Here is a 4,332-nt window from a genome sequence, read left to right on the forward strand (position 1 = left end):
TGCTGAACGCCAGGTCACCACAAAAAGCCTGCTCATTGAGCGGGCTTTTTGCTGTCTGGGGTTTGTAAAAACCCAAAAAACGCCGCCGATCATTTCCGATGATCGGCGGCGTTTTCTATGGGCGGATCAGAAATCCCAGCGCGTGGTGACCATCACATTGCGGGGTTCGCCATAAGCGGCAGAGTTATAGAAACCGATATTGGTGTAGTAGGACTTGTCGAAGATATTGTTGATGTTCAGCGTCGCCGACAGGTTCTTGGTGACCTGGTAGCGTGTCATCAGATCCACCAGCCAATAGGCGTCTTGGGAGAACTCTTCATAGCCTTTATGGGGCGTGTTGTAGATGTCTTGCCAGCCCACGCTCTGCCAGCGTACGCCGCCGCCGACGGTCAACTTGTCTAGGTTGCCCTTGAGTTTATAGGTGGTATAGAGCTTGGCCTGATCTTCAGGCTCGAAGGTGGAAATCTTTACGTCCTTGTCGTCGCGCACGATCTTGTGGGTGTACCCAGCCTGGAGTTGCCAGCCTGGGGCAATCTCGCCGGACACTTCCACTTCATAGCCCTTGGTCACCGCCTTGCTGCTCTTGTAGGCGTAGTTGGACGGTATTGGCGTCTGGTTGTTGTACGCGTCGTCGGAGAGCGCGCGATTGGATTCGTGGATTTCAAAGTATGCCGCGCTGGCGTTCAAGCGGCCGTCGAGGAAATCGGCTTTCAGGCCCAACTCCCAGTTCTGGCCCTCATCCGGCTCAAGCAGCTTGTTGTCGCGGTCGCGGTTGTAGTTCTCCTGCGGCATGAAGATATCGGTGTAGCTGGCGTAGACCGAGTAGGTATCGTTCAGGTCGTAGATGGCGCCCACATATGGCACGAATCGCCCGGATTCGCGGTAGCTCGGGTTGTTGCCGGTGACTTGGTAGTTGACCACGCGGCCGCCCAGCAGCAGCTTGAGGTCGTCGGCGAGGTTTAGGCGCGTGGTCATGTAGGCGCCAGTCTGGCGCACGGTGTCGTCGGTCAATGACTGTGCCTGGCCCCAATCCGGAATCGTGGCGTGGCCGTGCCAGTTATTGAAGTCGACGGTGTTCGGGGCGAGGTTCCAGTAGCCTTTGCCTTTCCATTGCGAGGCGCTGATAGAGCCGCCCAGCACCAGCTCGTGCTCGCGACCGCCAAGGCTGAACGGGCCGCTTACATACAGGTCGGCCGAGTCGCTGACGGTGTCGCCGGTGTACTTGCCGGAAGTGAGGTTTGCCGTGCCGTCCGGTTGGGGCTGGTCGCCCTGGATCGAGCCCATCAGCGCATGATAGCCATTGATCTTGTGGTCCAGTTGCAGCTTGCCGATCCAGCCATCACCCAAATCATGTTCCAGCATGGCGAACACCGTGCGGGTGTATTGCTCCCAACTGCTCCAGTTGGCAGCATTGTTGAACGAGCGCTTCGCACTGTTGCGATCGCCCTTGGAGTTGATCAACGGGAAACTGCCGGACCACGACGAGGCCGTCGGCAGGCTGTCTTGATAGTCGCCGCCTACGGTCAGCAAGGTGTCGGGTGACAGGTCGAACTCCATGATGCCGTAGTACGTCGGGCTCTTGCGCGAATAACGGTCCATGAACGAGCGCTTGTCCTGATAGGCCGCAACCGCGCGGCCACGCACATTGCCGCTGTCGGTCATTGGGCCGCTGACGTCCAGTTCACTGCGGTAGTTGTCCCACGAGCCCGCGCCGAGGGTGGCGTGACCCTGGAAGTCCGCGGTGGGTTTCTTGCGCACCAGGTTGATCGTCGCCCCCAGCGAACCGGCGCCGGTGAGCAGGCCGGTGGCGCCCTTGAGCACTTCGACGCGGTCGTAGATCGCCATGTCGCTCAGGGTATTGCCCGCTGAGTAGGCAACGTTACGCGCCGTCGAAGGAATGCCGTCGTACTGGAAGTTATTGATCGAAAAGCCTCGCGCATAATAGTTGCTGCGCTCGGTGTCGAAGGCCGACACCGTGATACCCGGCGTATGGCGCATCACGTCATCGACGTTGTTCAGGCCGAAATCATCCATGTGCTGGCGGGTGACCACGCTGACGGACTGCGGGGTTTGCTTGGGGGTCAGTATCAGCCGGGTGGAAGTGGCGATGGTGCCGGGCGTGTAGGAGCCGGTGCCTTCGGTGACGTTGCCCAACTGGGTGGCGGTGACCGCGGTGGGGCCCAGCTCCATGGCGCCGTTGCTGGCAGTCGGGATGACGTGCAGCGCGTACCCTTGGGCGCCTTTGACGGCGCGATAACCACTGCCTTGCAGCAACCGATCAAACCCGTCCTGTGTGGCGTAGTTGCCTTTCAGGCCCGGGCCCTGGAGGCCTTCAAATGCCTGGGACTGGAACACAATGGCCACGCCGGCCTGCTGGGCAAATCGGTTGAGCGAGGTGCCCAGCGGCCCGGCGGGGATGTCGTAGGTTTGGGCGGCGACGTTGACCGTGTCCGCCTGGGCAAGGTGTGTGCCCATCGCAGTCGCGGTGAAAAGGGCCAAGGAAAGCGGCGCACTTTTCAGTAGGCCGAAGCGTGCGCGTGGATCAGAAGGGGTGTACATGGACAGGGCAATCCTTTATGAGTCGAATTACCTTGCTTGACGGGTAACTGCAAAAAAACCGGAAGCAAATGCGAATAATTATTTATTGGGCGTTGTTTCGGGGCTCACGACCATCAGCCACGGCGTGAAGCTGCGGACCTTGATCGGCAAGTTTTTTGCCAGCAATTGCAGGGCATGATCACTGTCATCCAGCGCAATTACCGCCGAAACCCGCAGGTTTTGCAGGGCTGCGCGATCAAATTGCAGGTGGCCGCTCCGATGGCGGGCGATTTCATCCAGCACCTCGGGCAGCGGCCGGTTTTCCACCACCAACTGATGGCGGCGCCAGGCTTCATTGATGCTGGCCGGGTCAATGCTGTCGCTCAGGCGTACCTCGTTCGAACTCATCAAGGCCCGGGAGCCGGCATCCACTTCCACGGTCTGTTGGCTGTTGGCACTGTGCGCCGCCACGCGTGACTGCAACATGCTCAGTACGGTGACATCACCCTCGCGCTTGACCACAAACCGCGTGCCCAGTGCGCGCAAGGTGCCTTGGGGAGTCTGCACGATAAATGGCCGCGCGCTGTCGTGGGCGACGTCCACCAGGATCTCGCCTTGCAGCAGTTCAATGCGTCGCTGCTGCTGATCGAAATGCAGGTTTGCCGCACTGGTGCCGTTCAAGGTCAGCGTCGAACCGTCCGCCAGTTGCAGGGTTTGCCACTGGCCAGGACCATTACGCACATCGGCCATCCACTGTTGCGGATAAGGGCTGGTGAGCAGCGCGGCGGCAGGAATCGCCAGGCTGCACGCCAGCACCAGAGCGCGTAGGTTATGCTTGCTGCGTCGTGACGTCTGATGGGTAAACGCCGCGTTCAACGCTGCCCGCGCCGGTGATTTTTTCCCGCGCAGGGCCTGCATCCGTGAAATGACGGCTTCCATCCGTTCGGCCGCAGCCGCGTAGTGCGGGCCTTGTTGTTTCCAGCACTCGAAGGCCATGCGCTGAGCCTCGCTCAAATCACCTTCGTGCAGGCGCAGCATCCACTCGGCTGCTTGTTCCTCTATCTGTGAGTGGGTGTCGGACATGGGCGGGTCAGGTGTTCATGCTGTGGCCACAATGCACCAGCGCCCGGATCAGGTACTTACGCACGGTGCGTTCCGACAGCTTGAGCTGCCGGGCGATTTGCTGTTGGGTCAGCTCTTCGAGGTAATACAGCACAAACGCCTGGCGTGAATATTCGTGCATGCCTTCCAGGATAAACGCAATGTGCTCAAGCGCCTCGAGCGTGGTGTGGATTTGCTCTGGCGATTGGAACCCCTCAAGTACGTCTACCGTCAGTGCCAGTTCTTGCAGGTAAGCCTGTTCAATCTGTTTGCGCCGGGCCTGATCGATAAGCAGGCGCCGGGCAGTGGTACTCAAATACGCCCGCGGCTCGCGAATGCTCGCCACCGATTCGCGAGCATTTAGAATACGTGCAAAGGTGTCTTGCGCCAGATCAGCCGCATTCTGGCGGCAACCCAGCTTGCGCCGCAGCCAAGTGAGTAGCCAGCCGTGATGCTCGCTGTAGAGCAGGGTTATTTCCCGTTGAAATGGCGGTTCACCCACAGACATAAGCGTGGCTCAGGCGTTATTGAGAATGGTTTTTAATTGTGCGGCCAAGCGCTGGGTAAACGCAATAGACTCGCGTTTGAGGGCGAGAAGCCCCATTTTTCGGGGTGTGCGTCGTCCTGAAGAAATTATTTTAAATAAATTGCATTTAAATCAAGACATTGCGGATTTTTGGTGTATGATGCCGC

Annotated in this window: 4 protein-coding genes; 1 reads left to right on the forward strand and 3 read right to left on the reverse strand. The window is 59.2% G+C overall.

What is annotated here, in order from left to right:
• Nucleotides 1-126 precede the first annotated feature (126 nt).
• The 3 genes from ACI77I_RS31645 to ACI77I_RS31655 form a co-directional block, all read right to left on the reverse strand.
• Nucleotides 127-2,559: a TonB-dependent siderophore receptor gene (locus ACI77I_RS31645; protein ID WP_407000122.1), complete on the reverse strand. Its 2,433-nt coding sequence runs from the start codon at nt 2,557-2,559 to the stop codon at nt 127-129.
• A gap of 78 nt (nt 2,560-2,637) precedes the next feature.
• Nucleotides 2,638-3,621, reverse strand: a complete 984-nt coding sequence (locus ACI77I_RS31650; protein WP_263274802.1) for a FecR family protein — start codon at nt 3,619-3,621, stop codon at nt 2,638-2,640.
• Nucleotides 3,622-3,628: 7 nt separating this feature from the next.
• Nucleotides 3,629-4,147, reverse strand: a complete 519-nt coding sequence (locus tag ACI77I_RS31655; protein ID WP_094953863.1) for a sigma-70 family RNA polymerase sigma factor — start codon at nt 4,145-4,147, stop codon at nt 3,629-3,631.
• A 4-nt stretch (nt 4,148-4,151) separates the two neighbouring features.
• Between ACI77I_RS31655 and ACI77I_RS31660 the strand changes: the two genes are divergently transcribed.
• On the forward strand, nt 4,152-4,332 hold a 181-nt coding region (locus ACI77I_RS31660; protein ID WP_407000124.1), incomplete at its 3' end, for a hypothetical protein.

The organism is Pseudomonas sp. D47 (assembly GCF_045447305.1).
Taxonomy (GTDB): domain Bacteria; phylum Pseudomonadota; class Gammaproteobacteria; order Pseudomonadales; family Pseudomonadaceae; genus Aquipseudomonas.